This is a genomic window from Pseudomonas sp. C8002, from assembly GCF_013385765.1.
In the GTDB taxonomy this organism is placed as follows: Bacteria; Pseudomonadota; Gammaproteobacteria; order Pseudomonadales; family Pseudomonadaceae; genus Aquipseudomonas.
Genome location: NZ_JACAPJ010000031.1, coordinates 20,047 through 37,716, shown reverse-complemented (window position 1 = coordinate 37,716; position 17,670 = coordinate 20,047). Strand labels below are relative to the sequence as shown.

Sequence of the window (17,670 nt, the reverse complement as noted above, 5' to 3'; positions counted from 1 at the left end):
AATTTCATGCCTGTGATTGGAGGTAGAGATGTCTACACCCCGCAAAACACTCGAACAGTGGAAAGCCAGCAACTTTGTGCCTTCTACCGAGACCATTATCACGTTGAAAGAACGTGCGAAGTTTGTTCGCCTGGAAACTATCCGGCTGATTGAAATCGCCAAGACCGGCCACTACACCTCGGTGTTTTCCGCCGCTGAATTATTCTCGGCGCTGTACTACGACGTGATGACTATCCGCCCCGACGAACCCAAATGGCCTGGGCGTGACCGCTTCCTGATGGGCAAGGGCCACGCCGCTGTAGGGCAGTTCCCGATTCTGGCGGACCTCGGCGTATTCCCCAAGGAATGGCTCGATGAATACACCCGCCTGGGCAGCCCTCTGGGCGATCACCCTGACATGCGCAAAGTGCCCGGCATCGACTTCTCTTCCGGTTCCATCGGCCATGCCCTCTCCGGCGGCCTGGGCATGTGCCTGGCGCAGCGCTTCACCGGCGAAGTCTATGACGTGTTCGTCATGCTTGGAGACGGCGAAATGCAGGAAGGCCAGGTCTGGGAAGCCGCAATGAGCGCCGCCCATCACAAGGCCAAACACCTGATCGCGATTGTCGACCGCAATGGCTTCCAGCTCGACGGCTCGGTGGACGACGTGATCGGCATCGAACCGCTGGACGAAAAATGGCGCGCCTTTGGTTGGGAAGTGCACGTCATCGACGGCCACAACATTGCCGAAGTGACCGAAACCCTGCGCCGGGTAAAAGCCGATGAAACCCGCGACAAGCCGGTGTGCATCATCGCCAAGACCGTCAAGGGTAAAGGCGTTTCCTACATGGAAACCGAACCCGGCTGGCACCTGGGTTACCTCGACCCGGAAGACGCCAAACGCGCTATCGCTGAAATTGAAGCCATGGAGATCTGAACATGAATGCCCCTCTTTCCCCCAATTCCTGGCAGTACCGTGGCCTCAACGCCGTCAACCCGGGCCTGTCGTATTTGTCCGACGCGCTGATTGAGCTGACCAAGGCCGGCTACCCGGTGATGGCCGGCTCGGCAGATTTGCAGTACTCCAACGGCCTGAACAAATTTGCCGCCGAGTACCCCGAGCGCTACCTGCAATTTGGTATCTCCGAGCAAAACATGGTGACCGCCGCTGCGGGCCTGGCCACCTGTGGCGTGATGCCGTTCGTGGCGACCTTTGCCTCGTTCCTCGGCCTGCTGTGCTGCGAACAGATCCGCATGGACGTTGCTTACTCGGCGCAGCCGGTGCGCCTGATAGGCCACCACACGGGTATTTCCCTGGGCTTCTACGGCACCTCGCACCACGCCACCGAAGACATCGCCACCATGCGCTCGATCGCTGACCTCGCGGTGGTGTCACCGGCTGACGGCCCGCAACTGGTCGCCGCGATCAAAGCTTCGGCCACCTATGACAAACCGGTGTATTTCCGCATCGGCCGCGGTCGCGACCCGATCGTTTACGAAGACGGGGTTGTCTTTGAATTCGGCAAGGCCTACGAGCACATCGAAGGTGAAGAGCTGACCATCATTGCCTGCGGCATCACCCTACACGCCGCGCTGGCCGCCGCCCGCAAAATGAACGCTGAAGGCCGCTCCGTGGGCGTGATCGATATGGCGTCGATCAAGCCGATCGACCGCGACGCCATCCTGCGGGCGGCTGCACGCAGCAAACGCATGATGACCGTCGAGGAGCACAACGTGCTCGGTGGCCTGGGCGCTGCGGTGGCTGAAGTGCTGTCGGACGAAGGCGTCGGCGTGAAGCTCAAGCGCCACGGCATCTACGACGAATACAGCCTGATCGCGCCGCCAACCCACCTGTACCAGCATTACAAGCTGGACGCCGCCGGTATCGAGGAAGTGGCGCTGGCACACCTCAACGCCTGATACCGCCTCCCTGTGGGAGCGCGCCTGCTCGCGCTCCCACCGCTTGCCGCAAACCTCGTTATTTAAGGGAGCCTCTCGCACCCCCTCGTCACCTGCCACGACCCGTGGTTTATGAAACATCTCGGAGCCAACAATGAATAACATCACCGAGACCCTGTCCGATTACTCAACCGGACAGGCCAAAACTCGTACCTCGCTGCGCAGAAAGTCGTTGATGGCCACCGGCGTCGGCAACTTGCTGGAGTGGTTTGACTGGACGATCTATACCGTTGCCTCGGTGTATATCGCCGCCGCACTCTTCGATAAAAGCAACGCGACATCTGCGCTGCTCAACACCCTCGCGGTTTTTGCCGCAGGGTTCCTGTTAAGGCCAATTGGCGGGATCTTTTTCGGCATTCTTGCCGACAAACTGGGACGACGCGTGGTGTTGCTCAGCACCATGTTGTTGATGGCCGGCGCGAGCCTGCTGATCGCGTTTATTCCCTCTTATGAGTCGATTGGCAGTTGGGCTTCCGGGCTCCTGCTGCTGGCCCGGCTGGTACAAGGGTTTGCCCATGGTGGGGAAACCACCACCTCCTACGCCTACATCGCTGAGATCGCACCGCCCAAACGTCGTGGGCTGTGGTCGAGCACAGTGTTTATCGCGGTGGGCTGCGGCTCATTGCTGGCAACGTTCTACATGGCATTGCTGACCTCGTTGTTGTCGGTGGGTGAAATGCAGGAATGGGGCTGGCGCATCCCCTTCGCCACCGGTGGCCTGCTGGCCGTGTTCGCCTTGTGGCTGCGTCGCAACATGATGGAAAGCGAGCACTCGCCAAGTGCAGGCGGTGAGTCGACAGCGCCAGCCTGGAGCCGGGGCAAAATCATCCAGCACGGCATTCGCCTGTTCCTGTATGAGGCCGGTGCCACGCTGACCTACTACACCTGGGTCACTTCCGCCTCGATCTACGCCATCAGCGTCAAGGGCATGGACCCACGCAGCGCGTTCACCATGAGCTGCATTGCGCAGGTCATCTACCTGCTGTTCCTGCCGGTGTCCGGATGGATATCCGACCTGTGGGGCCGCAAGCTTTCAGCGCTGATTTCGCTGCTGGGAATTGCCGCCACACTGTTCCCGTTGTGGGGTTTGATTTCCAGCGAACCCTGGACCTTGATGGTGGCGCAGACGGCCGGCCTGCTGTTGGTGGCGTTTATCACCGGGTGCAAACCGGCGTCGATCTCCGAGCAGATACCGACCCGCTATCGCACGCGTATGTTTGGGGTGTGTATTTCGCTGGGTGTAGCTGTGTTCGGGGGTACAGCCTCTTACCTGACAACCTGGCTGTACTCGGAAAACATTGGCTGGATCTTCAACATTTATTTGATCGTGGTCGCGATCATTGCCAGTGCCGTGGTGTTGATGTGGAAGAACAACCACGGCGTACCGATCGACAAGATCTGAATGCATCAGCAGTGGGAGCGGGCTTGCCCGCTCCCACTGCGGGTTAACCGCCCAATGCATTTACCAGCGCGGCCTGGTTCTGCCACTGCGCCGTCTTGACCTGGGACAAAGCATTCTGCGCCGCCAGTTGCACCCGCTGCGCTTGCAGCACATCCAGGAATGGCGTCTCCCCGGCCTGCCAGGCGCGCTGGATCTGCTCGGCAGCAGAGCTCGCCTGGCTGGCTGCGCTGGCCAGGAACGTCTGGCGTTCGGTATTGCGCTGGGAAGCCGCCAAGGCCGACTCCACCTCGGCAACTGCCGTCAACACGGTACGCCGATAACTCAACAACGCCTGGCGCGCTTCGGCATCCCTAACGTCGACTACGTTACGCCGACGACCACCGTCCAACACCGGCACACTGGCATTCAAGCCCGCCAGCCAGAACGTCGAGCTGGCCAGGTTGGCAGCACTCACGCCATCAATCAAAGACCCCAGCGCCGCCGACAGGCTCAAGCGCGGCAACAGATCCGCCTTGGCCACACCGACCCGCGCATAGGCCGCAATCAAGCGAGCTTCGGCGGCACGGATGTCCGGGCGCCGCCGCAGCAAATCCGCAGGGGTACCGGTGCCCATCAGCGACACTGTCGAAACGTTCGCCGGGTTCTCCTTGAACTGCTGATACAGCGTCTCGGTGGGCTGGGCCAGCAGCACCGACAAGCGGTGCAGCGAACGCTGCCAGTTCAGTTGCAACGCCGGTACCTGGGCAGCCGTGGAGTCAGATTGGGAACGTGCGCGAAGCACGTCCGCCTCCGGACTGTCCCCGGCCGCGTACAACTGCTCGGTCAGTTGCAGGGTCTCTGCCTGGCTGGCCGCACTTTGCTTGACGATCGCCAGCCGCTCCTCCAACCCGCGCGCCTCGGCATAGGCCTGTACCACTTCGGTAACCAGCGCCACGCGCACACCCCGCGCCTCCTCTTCTGTCGCATTGAGGTCGGCGTCGGCGGCCCGCACGCCTTCGCGGATGCGGCCGAACAGGTCGATCTCCCAGGCCGCGTTCAATCCCAGCGAGGTGGGCTCGGTGATCAGCGGGTCGGTAAACCCTGCCTGATCCGCCGAGATGCGCTGACGCGCCACGCTTGCCCCCAGGTCAAGCTGAGGGCTGCCGGAAGCACCGGCGATGTTGCGCAGTGCACGCCCGGCGTCGATCCGCGCCAGTGCAATTTGCAGGTCGAGGTTTTCTCCCAGGGCGCGCGCAACCAGACGGTCTAGCAACGGGTCCTGATAAAGCATCCACCAATTGTCGGTCACGCTCGCAGGTACGGCCGTTTGAGCGTTGACGAAACGCTCGACCGGCATATTGCTCTCGGGCGGCATCACCGGTGAGCTACACGCGCTCAACAGTACGGCCCCCAGCAGCAGGCCGGGAACGCTGAGATAGTTATTCATGGGCCACGCCCTGTTCAGAATGTTGAGTTTGAGGGGGTGCCTGACGTTCGCCACCGGCCATGCGGCGGATCATCACGTAGAACACCGGGGTAAACAGCAGGCCGAACAGCGTGACGCCGATCATCCCGAAGAACACCGCAGAACCGACTGCCTGGCGCATTTCAGAACCGGCGCCTTCGGACATCACCAGCGGCAACACGCCCAGGACGAAGGCCAGGGAGGTCATCAGAATCGGACGCAAGCGCAGACGACAGGCCTCGACGACCGCATCGACAATGCCCTGCCCCTCTTTCTCCTGCTGCCTGGCCACCTCGACGATCAGAATCGCGTTCTTCGCCGCCAGCCCCACCAGTACGATAAAACCGATCTGCGTCAGGATATTGATGTCCTGGCCCATCAGGCGCACGCCACCGGCAGCCGCCAGCAGACACATCGGCACGATCATCAGGATCGCCAGGGGCAAGCTCCAACTGCCGTACTGCGCCGCCAATACCAGGTAAACGAAGATCACACACAGCGGGAACACCAACAGGCCCATATTGCCGGCAGTGGTTTGCTGATAGCTAAGGTCGGTCCACTGATACGTGATGCCGGCTGGCAAGGTCTCATTAGCCAGGCGCTCCATGGTCTTGATGCCGAACTCGGAGCCCAGCCCCGACAACGTATCGCCGTTGATTTCAGCCGTGGGGAACAGGTTGTAGCGCGGGAATCGCTCCACACCCAGCGCCTCATGCAAGCGCGTCACGCTGGCAATCGGCACCATCTGCCCGGCATCGTTGCGCACCTTGACCCGTGACAGGTCTTCCGGCGTAACCCTGTAGGGCAAGTCCGCCTGCGCCGTCACTCGATAAGTACGCCCAACGAGGTTGAAGTCGTTGATGTAGGACGAACCAAAGTAGGTTTCAATCGCCTGGTTGATCTGGCTACTAGGCACCCCGAGCATCTCGGCGCGCTCGCGGTCCAGTTCGACGAACACTTGCGGCGTCCTGGCCGAGAACGGCGAGTAAACGCCCGTCATGCCCTGAGTCGCGTTGGCGGCAGCGATCAGGTCGTCGGTCGCCTTGGCCAAGGCTTCGGTTCCCAAACCGGCAGTGTCCTGCAGACGCATGGAGAAACCGCCGGTGCTGCCCAAGCCCTGGACCGGCGGTGGCGTGGCTACAATCACCGTAGCACCGCTGACCGTTTTCAGGCGCTCACGCAGGTCTTCGGCGATCTTGTCCGAGGTCAACCCGTGAAGTTTGCGCACCGACCACGGCTGGAACACCGGTGCCAGGCCTGCCGAGTTGGATGAACTGGTACCGGTTACCATCGAAAAACCCGAGAACGTCGGAACCCGATCGACCCCTGGCACATCCAGAGCAATCGCTTCGATTTGCCGAGAAATTTGGTTGGTGCGCTCCAGCGATGCACCGTCCGGCAGTTGCACGATGACCACTAGGTAGCCACGGTCCTGAACCGGGATAAAACCCTTCGGCGTCGACACCATAAGATAAGCGGTCGCGGCAATCAGCACTGCGTAGATAGCAAGCATCAGCGGCGTTTTCGCCACCAGCCCGCGCACACTGCCGGCATAGCTCGAAGACAGTTTCAGGAAGCCCCGGTTGAAGCCGTCGGCTGCCCGCTTGAGCATCCCGAGAGGGCCTTTTTTCGGCTGCTGATGGGCCTCATCAGGTGCATGGCGACGCAAAATCATCGCGGCCAACGCCGGAGACAGCGTTACCGAGTTGAACAGCGAGATCGCCGTGGCAACCGCAATCGTGATACCGAACTGGCGGAAGAACTCACCGGAGATACCCGGGATGAACGCGGTCGGAATAAACACCGCACACAACACCAGGGTAATGGCGATCAGCGCGCCGCCGATTTCCTGCATGGTCACGATGGTCGCCTCCAGCGGGCTCTTGCCATCCGCCAGATGCCGCTCAACGTTCTCGACCACCACAATCGCGTTGTCGACCACGATCCCCACCGCCAACACCAGCCCGAACAGCGTCAGGTTGTTGATCGAATAGCCGAGCATCGCCATGACCGCGAAGGTACCAACCAACGACACCGGAATCGCCAGGATCGGAATGATCGAAGGCCGCCAGCCTTGCAGGAAGATCATGATCACCAACACCACGAGGATGACTGCCTCGTAGATGGTCTTGCCCAGCTCGCCGATGCTGTCGGCAATAAACGCCGTCGGGTTGTAACCGATGCTGTATTCGATGCCCTCGGGGAAATCCTTGCCGATTTTCGCCATGGTCTCTTCGACCACTTTCATCGTCGCCAGGGCGTTGGCGCCCGGACGCTGCAGCACTTGCAGGCCGATGGCCGGGTTACGCAAGTAGTAGGTGTTGTTGACGTACGCCAGCCCGGCGATTTCGGTGCGCGCAACATCCTTGAGCCGCACCAGGCGCCCGGCATTCCCCGACTTGAGCACAATGTTGTCGAAGTCGGCGGGTTCTTTCAGGCGGCCCTCGAAGATCAGGTTCGGCTGAAATGCCTGGGATGCCACCGGTGGCTGGGCGATCACACCGCCGGCCACTTGGGTGTTTTGCGAACGCACGGCGGCGATGACGTCTGCCGGCGTCAGGTTGAAGGCCGCTACACGCTCCGGATCGAGCCAGATACGCATGGAATATTCGCGGGCACCCAGCGGGTTGATGTCGCCTACGCCATCGATACGCTTGAGCACATCGGCCACGTTACGGATCGCGAAGTTCGAGACGTAGAGTTGGTCGTAGGTGCCCTTGGGCGAAGAAATAAAGATCGTCGACAGTTGCGTGGGCGATGACTTGCGCACCGTCACGCCGCTGCGCTGTACCGGCTCGGGCAAGCGCGGTGTGGCCAGGGCCACACGGTTTTGCACCAGTACCTGCGCCTTGTCGACATCGGTACCGCTCTTGAAGGTTACGGTGAGGTTCAAGCTGCCGTCGGACGTGGCCTGGCTGTACATGTAGAGCATGTCCTCAACGCCGTTGACCTCCTGCTCGATGGGAATCGCCAGGGTCTCGGCCACGGTCTGCGCCGAGGCACCGGGGTACGTCGCCGTGACGACTACCGTGGGCGGTGCGATGTCCGGGTATTCGGACGTCGGCAAGACCAGGTAGGCCAACCCGCCGATGATCATCAAGACGATTGACAGCACAATCGCCAACACCGGCTGCTCAATGGAAGTACGACCCAGGCTCATAACTGCGCTTCCTTGGCCGCGTCCTGAGTGTGCGCCGTCGCAGTATCACCCGCGCGCACACGTTGCAGGCCATCGACGATCACGCGGTCCTGCTCCTGCAAGCCACTGGTGATTTCCCGCAGGCCGTCGTGCAGTTTGCCAAGGGTGACCGGGCGTATTTCGACCTTGTTCTGCGAGTTGAGCATGTAGACGACTTTGCGGGTGGCGTCGACGCTGATTGCGGCGTCTGGCAGCAACAAGGCCGGGTAAGCCGCCTGGCTGGAGAACTGCACCCGGCCAAATTGCCCCGGGCTCAACTGCAGGTCTTTATTGCTCACCCGCGCACGCTGGCGCAAAGTGCCGGTGGACGGGTCGAGGCGGTTGTCGATGAAGTCCATGCGCCCGGTCATGCTCGGCTCGGTTTCACCGGGCAAGGCAATCCGCACCTGGCTTTGGTTCGCCGCCGCCTTGGCCTGGCGACGGTATTTGAGGTAGCTCTGCTCATCGATGTCGAAGTAGATATCAATCGGGTCCAGCGACACGATGGTGGTCAGCAACGTGGCGCTGCTGTTGCCGCCGTCGACCAGGTTGCCCTCACTGATCAGCTTGCGGCTTATGCGCCCGCTCATGGGCGCGGTGATGCGGGTGAACTCCAGATCCAGCCTGGCATTGGTCAACGCACCTTCGGCGCTGAGGACTTCCGCCTGGGCAGCCTGACGTGCCTGCAAACGCTGGTCATAGAGGCTGCGGGCGATGGTCTTGGATTCGATCAACACATTGGCCCGGGCAAACTCCTGTTCGGCAAGGGACAGCTGCGAGCGCACCTGGGCCAGTTTGCCCTGCGCCTGCACGACCGCCGCCTGGAACGAGCGTGAATCGATCACAAACAGTAAATCGCCTTTCTTGACGATGGCGCCATCCTGAAACGCGACCTTCTCCAGGTAGCCGCTGACCCGCGAGCGCACGTCCACCGCGTCGGTGGCCTCGAAGCGTCCGGTAAAGCTGTCCCAGTCGGTGATCACCGACTTGACCGGCAGGCTGACCGTCACGCTCGGCACCGCCGGTGCACTGCCGGCCTTGTCCGGCCCACAGCCAGTCAAGGCTGCCACCAGCGCCAGGCTGACGACGGAAGTTGTATGAAAGTTCACGTTTAGTACGCTCCACAGTTAAGTATTAGCCGAATTAAAAATTTCAGTTTTTGAGTAAGTGCCCACAGCAATAGGCAACGCCTTTAAGTTTGTTATTTATGCTATTGCGGACAGTGATCAAGTAGGCCCGGATTCTCCGGTGCCAACGCGAGAAGATAAACCGCATGAATGCGAAAAGAATGTTGACCAAAAGGCAAGAGCGGGCGCTCTAGCACGAGCAATAAAAAAGTTACAGCACGTAAGGCAGTCGCGGCACGCGAATAACTTGTGAAGCGTATTCACTAGTAATTAAGTGGCGCAGCATCAACAATTTTTTAGTCGTTAAGGCAAGACTATTAAATACGGCAATTAAAGAGGACAACATTATTTAGATCAAAAAAAAGGAGATGACCTGACGGCCATCTCCCCGAACTTGTTTGTGCGCCTTAAAACTCAATCACTTGGCGCACCGCGCTGCCATCATGCAGGCGGTCGAAACCTTCGTTGATATCGTCCAGCTTGAGACGGCCGCTCAATAGCCGATCAACCGGCAAACGACCATCACGGTAAAGCTCGATGAACCGCGGAATATCGCGAATCGGCACACACGTCCCGATGTAGCTGCCCTTGAGCGTGCGTTCCTCGCCCACCAACTGCACCACATTCACCGGCAGCGCCGCGCCGGGTGGCGGCAGGCCAGCGGTGACGGTCATGCCGCCGCGCTTGGTCATTTGCATGGCGTTCTCCAGCGCGCGAATCGAACCGGCCATTTCGAACACGTAGTCGGCGCCGCCACCGGTCAGTTGCCGCACCTGCTCGACGGCATCCGCGTCGCCACCGTTGACCACCGCCGTAGCGCCCACCTTCAGGGCCAGCGCGAGTTTCTCCGGCGACAGGTCGACGGCGATGATTTTACTCGCCCCGGCCGCCCGTGCGCCCAGTACCGACGCCAGGCCGACACCACCCAGGCCGATCACAACGGCGGTGGAACCCACCCGCAGTTGCGCGGTGTTGACCACCGCCCCTACGCCGGTCAGCACTGCACAACCGAACAGCGCGGCTTCGACGAAGGGCAGATCACGGTCGATCTTGACCACAGAGTTGCGCGACACCACGGCGTATTCCGCAAACGCCGACACGCCCAGGTGGTGATGTACCTGCCCCGACGGGTTGCTCAAACGCACAGAGCCACTGATCAACGTACCCGCTGCGTTGGCTTTCGCGCCCGGCTCGCACAGGGCCGGACGCCCTTCGGCGCAAGGCAGGCAATGGCCGCAACTGGGCATGAACACCATGACCACATGGTCACCCTGCTCAAGGTCACTGACCCCGTCGCCCAACGCTTCGATGACACCCGCCGCCTCGTGCCCCAGTGCCATGGGCATCGGCCGGGGACGGTCGCCATTGATCACCGAAAGGTCCGAGTGACAAAGGCCTGCGGCGCGAATACGCACCAATACCTCGCCCGGCCCGGGCGGCGCCAGTTCGATGGTCTCAATCACAATCGGCTTGCTCTGGGCGTAAGGCGGCTTGACGTTCATGTGTCTTAAAACAGCAGCTCTGACTTGCATCGTGTGTCTCCAGCGCAGCGGGGCTCGGTAGTGAGTACGCACCACTATGCCCCAGGCAGCCGGTGTCAGAAACACATCATCGGGCGCAGCAGTTTGGAATTGAATTCGCAAAACCTGCGTAGCCTTCGCGTGCAGTTGTGCATTCAGTTCTCAAATCTTGTGCACCCCCGCTGCGTTCTCCGCCCTCTGTGCAGTGCTTATCCTGAGCCCACAAACAACATCGCAGCGTCCCCTGCAAAGGACGCCTGAATGAGGGTTTCAAGATGACCGAAGCAAGCACCCGAAAAAAACTGGTAGAGGCTGCGCCCCACGCCTCGTTTGATCTCGATGCGATCGTCAAGACGTTCCCCGAGACCGCCGAAACGCTGTTAGTGGATTCAAGGCTGACCGACGAAGACGAGGCCAGCGCCCGTGTCTTTCGTGTCTACCACCCGACACCTGCGCACTACCACGCGACATGCGACGAGTACCTGATCGTGATGTCGGGGCGTGCCCGGTTCTTCATGGGCGACCGTGAACCGTTCGAGGTCGGCCCCGGCGAAATGCTGTTCTTCAAGCGCTACACCATCCACGGCATGCCGGAGATCCTTGAACACCCGCTGTTCATGGTGTCTGTCGACACGCCACGGCGCGACCCCAGCGACATCATCTTCGTCGACCCGACCGCCGGCACCGCCGCATCGTTCGTCAAGGCGCTGTCATGAACACCCCTGCCCTGGAAATCTTTGCCACGTTCCCGGTCGAGCGCCCGGGTAACCCAACCGTGATGCCGGACGGACGCGTGCTGGTGTCGGTGTCCGCGATCATCGCGCCGGACATTTCAGTGCGTGCGGTGAGCCACGACGGCGAGCATCCAGCCTATCCCAATCCAACCTGGGCGGGTAAACCGGGTGCCGATGGTCGCGGGATGTCTGCCGTGATCGGCATCCGCACCGACCCTGAAGGCATTGTCTGGATACTCGACATGGGCGGTCCCGGCCAACAGCCGCGCCTGATCGCCTGGAACGATCAGGAACAGCAACTGCATCGCCTGATCGTGCTGCCGCAGAACGTACTTCGCCCAAGCTCTTTCACCCAGGACTTCGTGATCGATTGGCGCCGTCAGCGCATTTACATCGCCGATATGACGATGAACCCCAGCGGTGAAAGCGACTATCCGGCGATTGTGGTGGTTGACCTGCAAACGGGTCTTTCATGGCGCTCGCTGGAGTGCTACCCAGGGCTGATGCCCGGCGATGTGCCGCTGATGATCGGCGGCAAAGCCCTTGCCCTGCGCACGCCGGAAGGCGAAATCGTGCCTTACCGCTACGGCCTCAATCCGATCGCCATCGACCCGCTGGGCCGCTGGGTGTATTTCGGCTCGATGTCTGCGCGCAAGGTCTATCGGATAGCCACCGGCGTGCTCGCGCAGCCCGCAGACAGCGCGACGCTGAGCGAAGCGGTTGAATACTGGTGCGACAAGCCGCATTGCGACGGCTTTGATGTGGACGCCGAGGGCAACGTCTATGTGACCGATATTGCCAACAACGCGATCGGGCTGGCGTCCCCTGCCGGCTACCGCGTGCTCGCCCAGGACGATCAGTTGCTCGCCTGGCCGGACGGAGTCGAGCTCGATGCCCAGGGCAAATGGCTCTACATCACCGCGAACCAGTTGCACCGCCATCCGTTGCTCAATGCCGGTGAGGACACCAGCCAACCACCGTTTCACGTGCTGCGTTTGCAGGTAGGAGCACCGATGGGGTTGAGCCCAATAGCATGATCAACAGCACCGTTGTGCCAGTGGTTATTGCACTGCTGTTGATGGCGGCCGGTGCCTTGGGCGTGCCGTTGAGCGAGCGCGGTACAGGCCTGGGTATCTGGCTCTATGCCGCCGTGGCGATCGTGGCCATCACGCTGTCACGAGCCTGGTTGACCCAGCGGTTGTTGACCCAATTGGCCGCGCTGGTGTGTTTGCTGCTGGCCCAGTACTTGAGCCCATACGTTTCGCAAACCCTGGCGGTGGCCGGCGTTCTGCTGTTCATCCACACCTTGATACTGGCGCGCGTGCCGCGGCTGTTCAAACCACGCCAGTGACCCAATGCATCCCCCTCTTCCCTACAGGTAAACACATGAGTGAAGTCCGTATTTTGATCAACATTGCACGTCCTGCCGAGCAGGTCTGGGCGCTCCTCGGCGGGTATGACTGGCTGCCGCGCTGGCTCGATATTATCGAGAGCAGCACCCTCGCTGAGGGTGGGCGCTTGCGTCACCTGAAAACTGCAGACGGTGCGACCATCGTCGAGCGTTTGCTCACCTTCGACGACGACCAGAAACAGTACACCTATGCCCTGCTCGAAGGCCCCGCACCGGTCACCGGCTATGTCGGCACGATGTCGGCGAAGGACGATGGCAATGGCGGGACAGTGGCGTGCTGGTCCAGCATCTTTTTCGTCCAGAGCGCGAATGAGGCCGAGGTTGTCGGCGAGTTCGAGGCCATCTACCGCACTGGGCTGGAACGCCTGAAAGCCGTCGTCGAATCCTCGGGCTGACGCAGCACGCGGCTCATCCCCGAGTCATGAACGCTTGCAGGCGCGGCACCATAAAGTCGAGGAAGGTTCGGATACGCTGGGGCACATGCTGCCCGCCCTGGTACAGCGCATGCACTTCCTCGCAGTCATGGCCAGCCTGGGCGAGCACCTCGACCAACCGGCCCGCGGTGAGGTCGTTATCGATGTGAAAGTCTGCCAACCGGGCAATCCCGACCCCGGCGATGGCCATGCGCCGAACAGTCTCGCCATTGTTGGCCTGCAGGTTGCCCTGGACGATTCGATCAACGATGCGGCCGCTCTGATGCATGGGCCACACGGGGCTTGAGCGGCGAAAGTTGAAGCTCAAACAGTTGTGCTCGCAAAGGTCTTCGAAGGTGACGGGAACGCCGAATTTTTCCAGGTAAGCCGGTGCGGCCACCATCTTTCGCTGGGCGACACCGATCTTGCGGGCGCGCAGCGTCGAGTCATTCAGTACACCGACCCGGAAGGCGATATCGGTTCGGTCCAGGTACATGTCGACAATGTCATCGGACAACGACAGGTTGATCTGGATATTCGGGTGGGCCTCCCAGAACGCCGGCAGGTTGGGTTCAATCGCCAGCGTGCCAAATGCCACCGATGCATTGATGCGCACAGTGCCCCGGGCTTTCTGCGCACCTTGTGCCAACACCCGCTCAACATCATCGAGTTCTGCCAGCAACGCGTTACTGCGTTCGTAATAGATGCGTCCTTCGTCGGTCAGCGACAGCTTGCGTGTCGAGCGCTCCAGCAGGCGTACGCCCAGGCGCAGTTCCAGGCGAACAATCAGTTTGCTGACCGTTGAAGGCGTCATCAGCATCTGACGGGCCGCTTGCGAAAAGCTGCCGGCATCGACCACCCGCACAAACACCAGCATCTCGCCCGCTCGGTTATCCACATCACTCTCCCACTGTTTGATTAGTGAAAAAATATCACAAGCGACACCGGATAATTCGTCGAAATAGCGGGTTTTACGATCATTAGACTTGTGAAACCAATTCCACGAATCAGCCGTGAGGGTATGCGTTACGTATCTGTGAAACAGCGTCACAGATCATGTTCAGTCAGGCCGGGTTATCAGTCAGCCTCAATGCGCCTACCGTTTTGGGCATCATCAGCACAGGACACAGGACGGGACCCTATGAGCTCACTATTTGAACCCTGCCGAGTCGGCGGGCTGACGCTGCGCAATCGCATCGCAATGGCACCCATGACTCGGGCGCGCGCACCTGAGGGCGTGGCTACCGACCTCACCGCGCTGTATTACAGCCAACGCGCAAGCGCCGGACTGATCATTACCGAGGGCACGCCCATTTCGCGCTCCGCCGAAGGGTTCCTCGCCATTCCCGGTATCTACACCCAGCCGCAGATCGATGGCTGGCGAACCGTCACCCAGGCGGTGCACGGTGCCGGTGGCATTATCTTCACGCAGCTGTGGCATGTGGGGCGCGTGTCCCATGTCAGCATTCAACCGGGCGGTATCGCACCGGTCAGCTCGACCGCGCAAATTGCCCGCAACTCCCAGGCCTGGGGCGTGACCGAGCGCGGCGAACCCGGGCCGGTCGATGTCTCCGCACCGCGGGCCCTCAGCACGCAGGAAGTCAAAGCGGTGATCCAGGACTTTGCCCAGGCCGCCGCCAATGCAATGGAAGCAGGCTTCGACGGCATTGAGCTGCATGGCGCCAACGGTTACCTGATCGAGCAGTTCCTCAACCCGTTGGTCAATGACCGCACTGATGAGTACCGCAGCGATACCATCGAGAACCGCGCCCGCTTCTTGCTGGACGTGGTCGACAACGTCATTGAGCGAATTGGTGCTAAACGCACGGCCATACGCCTGTCACCCTTTGGTGGCCTGTTCGACATGGGGCTGTACGACGATGTCGAAGAGACATACCTGTACGTCGCAGATCAACTGTCCCGGCGCGGCCTGGCCTACGTCCACTTCATGGATCAACTGTCCCGTGGCAGTTCGCCGATTCCAGGGGATTTCCTGAGGAAATTTCGTAGCCATTACCACGGAACCCTGGTTCTTGCAGGCGGCATGACCAAGGAGCATGCAGAGCAATTCCTGCGCGACGGGCTGATCGATCTCGCAGCGTTTGGCGAGCCTTTCATCGCCAACCCTGACCTGGTTCAACGCCTGGAAAATAACTGGCCGCTGCTGAAACCGGACCGCGCGCTGAGCTATGGCGGCGGCGCCAATGGGTACACCGACTACCCGAATTATTCGATCGCTTGAACCCGCCCTTTGATTGACTCAACTCACCGTACGGACCTACCTATGCGCCCTCTCTCCAAGCTCGCCCTTGCAATGACCCTGTGTGCCTCGGCGCTCAATGCCCAGGCCGCCAATGTGTTGGTGGTGCTTTCAGATTCCGACCACCTCGACCTCAAGGACCAGAAAGTCTTCGCTACCGGGTTTTACCTCAACGAATTGTTGCAGCCGGTGAAACTGCTGCTGGACGCCGGGCATTCAGTGACCTTTGCAACGCCGACCGGCAAGGCGCCGACACTGGACAAGTCGTCCGTCGATAAAATGTATTTCAACAACGACGTTGGTGCGCTGGAGCAGTACGAAGCCTTGCTGGACCAACTGAAGATCACCGAGCCAGTGCAATCTCCGGTGATCAGCCTGTCACGCGTCGAGCAGATCGGTTACGCGCACTTTGATGCCGTCTACGTACCCGGCGGCCACGCGCCGATGGAAGATCTGCTGCACAGCGCCGCCCTGGGCAAACTGCTGAATAACTTCCATGCCAATGCCAAGACCACCGCCCTTGTGTGCCATGGCCCGATTGCCCTGCTGTCGACGTTGCAAGACCCGACCGCCTTCACCCGGCAGCTCGAAACCAGCGGCAAAGCCTCCCCACAATCCTGGACCTACGCCGGGTACAAATTCACGGTCATCAGCAATCAGGAAGAGGAACTGGCCAAAGGTTTGTTGAATGGCGGCGCCATGAAGTTCTACCCGCAAACGGCACTGGAACAATCCGGCGGCGTGTACAGCAGCAACACCTCACCATGGGCCTCACATGTGGTGGTGGATCGCGAACTGGTGACCGGCCAGAACCCGGGCTCTGCGCTGGATGTAGGCAAGGCGATCGTCGAACGCCTCAAGGCCCCAAGCCCGGTAAAACACTGAACTGGAGCTGCGCCCCAGTCGTGCATTCCCGGCAAGACTATTGTGCTTGCCGATGCATTTTTCTCCTGGCCCAGGGCGCAGATACTGCCATCAATCAACCGCAGAGCGCACCCGCATCACGCAGGGCGCAGGAGACCTGATGAACTCACATTTTCAACGTTTGCTTGGCCCCGGCAACTTTTCCATCGGCCTGGAATTGCCGCTGGACAACGATTGGTCCACCAGCGGCCAACGCTCGCGCATCGCACAAAAACGCCCCTTTGGCGTGCCCGACCTGAAGCAGCATGCCGAGTTGGCTCGATTGGCGGACGAACGTGGCTTTCGAGCGCTGTGGGTGCGTGACGTGCCGGTCTATGACTCGAACTTCGGCGATGCGGCCCAGGTGTTCGAAACGTTTTCCTACCTGGGTTACCTGGCCGGTATCACCCGCAACATCATGCTCGGCACAGCGGCCGTGGTATTGCCGCTACGCCAGCCATGGTTGACCCTCAAGGCGGCCAATAGCATCGACGAGCTCAGCGGCGGCCGCCTGCTGTTGGGCGTGGCCAGTGGTGACAGGCCGATGGAATACCCGCTGTTCGGCGTCGACTACGACCAGCGCGGGGCGCAATTTCGCAGTGCCGTCGAACTGCTGAAAAGCCAGGGCGCCGGACGCCTGCCCGCTGGTGCCGAGTTGTTACCGCAGCGTGACGAGCCGTTCCCGCTGCTGGTCGCCGGGCTTGGCCAACAGTCACCCGCCTGGATCGGCGAGCACATGGACGGCTGGCTCGCCTACCCGGGGACGCCGCAGGAGCATCGTCGGCGTGTGGGGCTCTGGCGTGAGGTCGGCGCGGACAAACCCTACATCAGCTTTTTGCACCTGGACCTTGAAGCCAATCCCCATTCGCCGATGAAGCCGCTGCGTTTCGGCGGGCGTGGCGGGCGTAACGCGCTGATTGATGAGCTGGAGGCTCTGCGTGAGTCGGGTGTGCAACATATCGGCCTGCATCTGCGCCACAGCGAACGCCCCGTCGCCGAGGTGATTGAAGAGCTTGCCGAGTATGTGTTGCCGGTGTTCCACCGCGCAGCCTGAAGCGCTGCTCATTGCCGGCCTGAGTCCTGTATCGACAGCACTCGGGCCATTTGCCTACACCCCTTATTCCCGTTCAAACCTCCCGTCCTCGCCTCGCAATATTTCATTCCTCTACGCCCCACTACGTAGCGCTCGGTAACGAATCGCACTGATTTGGTGTGCGCGCCTGCAAAAAAACGCTCACGCGCACGTAAAAACTGAGCAAAAGACCTTCATTTCCGCTACTTGGCACGATAACCGCTTACTCACTACTGCAGGATTGTTGAACAATCCAAATCTCCCTGCA

Annotated in this window: 15 protein-coding genes; 10 read left to right on the top strand and 5 right to left on the bottom strand. The window is 60.7% G+C overall.

The annotated features are described in order from the left end of the window. Window positions 1-28: 28 nt before the first annotated feature. The 3 genes from HX814_RS27505 (at window position 29) to HX814_RS27495 (ending at window position 3,340) form a co-directional block, all read left to right on the top strand. Window positions 29-916 carry a transketolase gene (locus HX814_RS27505; RefSeq protein ID WP_177009947.1) on the top strand — a complete coding sequence of 296 codons (888 nt, stop codon included), beginning with the start codon at window positions 29-31 and terminating at the stop codon, window positions 914-916. Window positions 917-918: 2 nt separating this feature from the next. Next, complete coding sequence (locus tag HX814_RS27500) at window positions 919-1,899, top strand: transketolase family protein (protein ID WP_177009946.1); 981 nt, start codon at window positions 919-921, stop codon at window positions 1,897-1,899. Between the two features lie 133 nt (window positions 1,900-2,032). After that, complete coding sequence (locus HX814_RS27495; RefSeq protein WP_177009945.1) at window positions 2,033-3,340, top strand: MFS transporter; 1,308 nt, start codon at window positions 2,033-2,035, stop codon at window positions 3,338-3,340. Between the two features lie 43 nt (window positions 3,341-3,383). Here the strand turns inward: HX814_RS27495 and HX814_RS27490 are convergent, their stop codons facing one another. The 4 genes from HX814_RS27490 to HX814_RS27475 all read right to left on the bottom strand — a co-directional run bounded on the left by HX814_RS27490 (window position 3,384) and on the right by HX814_RS27475 (window position 10,621). Beyond that, entirely contained in the window at window positions 3,384-4,766 is a 1,383-nt protein-coding gene (locus HX814_RS27490) for an efflux transporter outer membrane subunit (protein WP_177009944.1), read from the bottom strand. Next, entirely contained in the window at window positions 4,759-7,944 is a 3,186-nt protein-coding gene (locus tag HX814_RS27485) for an efflux RND transporter permease subunit (RefSeq protein WP_177009943.1), read from the bottom strand. Before HX814_RS27485 ends, HX814_RS27490 begins: the two co-directional genes overlap by 8 nt. Then, window positions 7,941-9,071, bottom strand: a complete 1,131-nt coding sequence (locus HX814_RS27480; RefSeq protein ID WP_371318537.1) for an efflux RND transporter periplasmic adaptor subunit — start codon at window positions 9,069-9,071, stop codon at window positions 7,941-7,943. The genes HX814_RS27485 and HX814_RS27480 overlap by 4 nt, the downstream gene beginning before the upstream one ends. 425 nt (window positions 9,072-9,496) lie before the next feature. Then, window positions 9,497-10,621 (bottom strand): zinc-dependent alcohol dehydrogenase family protein, encoded by a 1,125-nt coding sequence (locus HX814_RS27475; RefSeq protein ID WP_177009942.1) that lies wholly within the window; start codon window positions 10,619-10,621, stop codon window positions 9,497-9,499. A gap of 263 nt (window positions 10,622-10,884) precedes the next feature. Here HX814_RS27475 and HX814_RS27470 point away from each other — a divergent pair, with 263 nt between their 5' ends. Genes HX814_RS27470 through HX814_RS27455 form a run of 4 tightly spaced genes read left to right on the top strand, consistent with a single transcriptional unit; the run spans window position 10,885 to window position 13,149 of the window. Next, complete coding sequence (locus HX814_RS27470; RefSeq protein WP_177009941.1) at window positions 10,885-11,325, top strand: cupin domain-containing protein; 441 nt, start codon at window positions 10,885-10,887, stop codon at window positions 11,323-11,325. Further along, window positions 11,322-12,380, top strand: a complete 1,059-nt coding sequence (locus HX814_RS27465; protein ID WP_177009940.1) for an L-dopachrome tautomerase-related protein — start codon at window positions 11,322-11,324, stop codon at window positions 12,378-12,380. The genes HX814_RS27470 and HX814_RS27465 overlap by 4 nt, the downstream gene beginning before the upstream one ends. Then, on the top strand, window positions 12,377-12,694 hold the full coding sequence (locus tag HX814_RS27460; protein WP_177009939.1) for a hypothetical protein: 318 nt from the start codon (window positions 12,377-12,379) through the stop codon (window positions 12,692-12,694). The genes HX814_RS27465 and HX814_RS27460 overlap by 4 nt, the downstream gene beginning before the upstream one ends. 35 nt (window positions 12,695-12,729) lie before the next feature. Beyond that, on the top strand, window positions 12,730-13,149 hold the full coding sequence (locus HX814_RS27455; RefSeq protein ID WP_177009938.1) for an SRPBCC family protein: 420 nt from the start codon (window positions 12,730-12,732) through the stop codon (window positions 13,147-13,149). Between the two features lie 13 nt (window positions 13,150-13,162). Here the strand turns inward: HX814_RS27455 and HX814_RS27450 are convergent, their stop codons facing one another. Next, a complete protein-coding gene (locus tag HX814_RS27450; RefSeq protein ID WP_177009937.1) occupies window positions 13,163-14,065 on the bottom strand; it encodes a LysR family transcriptional regulator in 903 nt (300 codons plus the stop codon). 243 nt (window positions 14,066-14,308) lie between these two features. On the opposite strand from HX814_RS27450, the gene HX814_RS27445 reads away from it, so the two are divergent. The 3 genes from HX814_RS27445 to HX814_RS27435 all read left to right on the top strand — a co-directional run bounded on the left by HX814_RS27445 (window position 14,309) and on the right by HX814_RS27435 (window position 17,384). Beyond that, window positions 14,309-15,409, top strand: a complete 1,101-nt coding sequence (locus HX814_RS27445; protein WP_177009936.1) for an alkene reductase — start codon at window positions 14,309-14,311, stop codon at window positions 15,407-15,409. Window positions 15,410-15,451: 42 nt separating this feature from the next. After that, a complete protein-coding gene (locus HX814_RS27440) occupies window positions 15,452-16,312 on the top strand; it encodes a type 1 glutamine amidotransferase domain-containing protein (RefSeq protein ID WP_177009935.1) in 861 nt (286 codons plus the stop codon). Between the two features lie 139 nt (window positions 16,313-16,451). Beyond that, window positions 16,452-17,384, top strand: a complete 933-nt coding sequence (locus tag HX814_RS27435; RefSeq protein ID WP_177009934.1) for an LLM class oxidoreductase — start codon at window positions 16,452-16,454, stop codon at window positions 17,382-17,384. The last annotated feature ends 286 nt before the right edge of the window (window positions 17,385-17,670 follow it).